The following is a 2,775-nucleotide window of genomic DNA, read 5'->3' as shown; positions in this document are numbered from 1 at the left end:
CCTCCTCGGCCGCGCGGAGCTGCCCCCGCGCCGCCTCGAGCGCCGCCGCCGCCGCCTCGCGCGCCGTCTTGGCGTCGTCGAGCGCCTGCTGCGTGGCGAGGCCGTTCGCCTTGAGCTGCTCCATCCGGTCGCCTTCGCGCTCGGCCTGGCGCGCCCGCGCCTCGGCCTCGAGCAGCGCGGCCTTCGCCGACGCCGCGCCGGCCTTGGCCCGCAGCGCCTGGGTTTCCGGCTCGCGCAGGTCGAGGCGGGCGAGGGCCTGCCCCTTGCGCACCCTGACCCACTCGCTGACGTAGACGTCGCGCACGACGGCGGAGTACTCGGCGCGCACGGCGGCCTCGAACTTCGCCGTCAGCGTGCCGGTCACGTCGATCGCGTCCACCCGCTCCGCGGGGACGAGGGTGTAGGCCTCGACCGCGACCGCCGGCTTGCCGACCGGCGCGGCGCCGCCGTTGCGGCATCCGGAGAGAACGCCGGCGGCGAGCAGGGCGGCCGCGGCGACGTAGAGACAACGATGCTTCATGGGGTGTCCCTTTCCCGAACCGCGCGGCGTCACTGCCGAGACCCGACGCCGCGCGCGAAACCGTCCATCACGAGCTCGAGCATCCGCTTGTAGTCGGCGTCCCCCAGTTCGGGGTGCTCGCCGATGAGCCGCAGCTCCAGCGCCATGTTGAAGACGCCGATGTAGATCCACGTCAGGTCGTCGAGGTTCCCCGGGGCGAACTCCCCCGCGGCGATCCCTTCCTCGAGCAGCCGGCGGACCCCGTCCACGACCTTCTTGTGGTTGCTGTCGAAGTCGAAGAACGGCGCGCCCTGCGGCGGGCCGTAGTAGATCGCGTACCAGAGCCGCGCCTCGTCCACGTGCGTCTCGAAGAGCGCGAAGAGGTCGTCGGCCAGCCGGCGGAGCCGGGCGCGGGGCGATTCGCCGCGCGCCACGTCGGTTTCGACGATCCCCGCCATCTGGCGGAAGGCCGCCTCCATCACGTGGAGGTAGATCCCTTCCTTGCTCTGGAAGTGGTAGTAGAGGACCGGCTTGGTCACGCCGGCCTCCTCGACGATCTCCCTGACGGACGTCGCCGCGTAGCCGCGGCTGACGAACAGCTTCACCGCCGCCTTGGCGAGTCGGCTCTTGACCGACCCTTCCTCGCTTGTCCCATTCCGTTCCGACATGTTCCGGCACCGTCCTTCAGGTGGATGTTACCTACCGGTCGGTAAGATAGCGGCCCGCCCACGGGGCGGCAAACCGTCCATCGGTCGCGGCCGACCGCTCGCGTCCGGCCCGTCCGGGCCTCGCGGAGCAGCGGCGCGCCGCGCCGGCGAGTCGTCAACCCGGCTCTGCGCGCGCGACGCCAGTTGCGCCGCGGGCCGCGGGAACCTAGATCACCGTTGCGCGCCGCGCGGCGCGCGAGGAGCCATGAAGCGCGCTCTGGCCTTCATCGAGCCGGCCCCGACGCCGGTCACCTACGTCCGCTTCTTCCAGCCGTTCGACCACCTGCGCGACTTGGGCTGGGAGATGCGCACGCTCGGCGCGTCGATCGACGCGATCCGCCGGCCGGACGGCCTGCGCCTCGATCCCGCGCTGCTCGACGGCGTGGACGTGGTGATCTTTCCGCAGAACGTCGTCCCGTACGACTTCATGAACACCGGCGACGCCGTCGGCCTCGTCGAGCGCTTCTGCGCCGACGCCAAGGCGCGCGGCGCGGCGGTCGTCTACTCGCCCGACGACGCGATCCTCGACACCGATCCGCGCAACCCGACCTACGACTTGGTCAAGCTGAGCTTCCCGAGCGTGCGGGCCGTGATCGCCGCGGCCGACGCGTTCTTCGTCACGACGCAGCGTCTCGCCGACGCGATCGAGACCACCGGGCGGCCGGTGCACGTCCTGCAAAACGCAATCGATCCGAGCCTCTGGCGCGACCGCCCGCGTCGTTCCGGCGAGTGGCGCGTCGGCTGGTCGGGAGGGGGCGGCGGTCACGCGCCGGACCTCCTTTTGGCGCTGCCGGCGCTCGAGGTGTTGCGCCGCCGCCAGCCGGTGCGGCTCTTCGTGCAGGGGTTCAGCAACTCGCCGCTGCGCGAGATGGCCAAGGAGATCGAGGCGCAGCTTCCCGGCGCGTCGGCCCCGTTCCGCGAGGCGAGCGAGCGCGTGATCGAGCTCGCCCGTCGTCTCGAAGATCTCGGCGCGGTGCATGTGCCGTTCTGCCCGTTCGCGGAGCTGTTCCGGCGCCTTCCGGCGCTCGATCTCGACATCGGGCTCTGCCCGCTCGAGGACACGCCGTTCAATCGCTGCAAGTCGGCCAACAAGTTCAGCGAGTACGCGGTGACCGGCTCGCTGACGCTCGCCAGCGACGTGCCGCCCTACGCGGGGGAGGTCTCGACGGCGTTGCCGAACGAGCCGGCGGTCTGGGCCGACGCCCTGGAGTATTGGCTGCGGCGGCGCGAGGAGCGGGAGGCGGAGGCGTCGCGGCAGCGGGAGTTCGTGTTGAGGGAGCGCAACATCGAAACGCTGCGTTTCCGCTGGGCCGCGGCGCTCGAGGCGGTCGTCTCGTCGCGGCGCTGACCTGCGGCTGTCCCGGTTTCCATGCGCAGTGCCCGCGGGTGTTGAGACGCAACGCCTGCGGGCTCCGAGACGCAATGCGCGCGGGGCTTGGGACGAGAGCGTGCGGGGCTCAACGCGCAATGCGCGCGGGGCTTGGGACGAGAGCGTGCGGGGCTCAACGCGCAATGCGCGCGGGGCTCGATGTGCAATGCGCGCGGGTCTTGCGGCGTCTCCGGTCGTCC

General features: G+C 71.8%; 3 protein-coding genes. 1 reads left to right on the top strand and 2 read right to left on the bottom strand.

Annotated elements, in window-relative coordinates; all coding sequences use genetic code 11:
* Positions 1-520, bottom strand: a 520-nt coding sequence (locus tag LLG88_08400; GenBank protein MCE5246923.1) for an efflux RND transporter periplasmic adaptor subunit, incomplete at its 3' end; no start/stop codon positions are given.
* A gap of 29 nt (positions 521-549) precedes the next feature.
* Positions 550-1,167, bottom strand: a complete 618-nt coding sequence (locus LLG88_08395; GenBank protein MCE5246922.1) for a TetR/AcrR family transcriptional regulator — start codon at positions 1,165-1,167, stop codon at positions 550-552.
* Between the two features lie 244 nt (positions 1,168-1,411).
* Here LLG88_08395 and LLG88_08390 point away from each other — a divergent pair, with 244 nt between their 5' ends.
* Positions 1,412-2,554, top strand: a complete 1,143-nt coding sequence (locus tag LLG88_08390; protein MCE5246921.1) for a hypothetical protein — start codon at positions 1,412-1,414, stop codon at positions 2,552-2,554.
* Positions 2,555-2,775 lie beyond the last annotated feature (221 nt).

The organism is bacterium (assembly GCA_021372775.1).
In the GTDB taxonomy this organism is placed as follows: domain Bacteria; phylum Acidobacteriota; class Polarisedimenticolia; order J045; family J045; genus JAJFTU01.
This window is presented reverse-complemented; position numbering and strand designations above follow the sequence as displayed.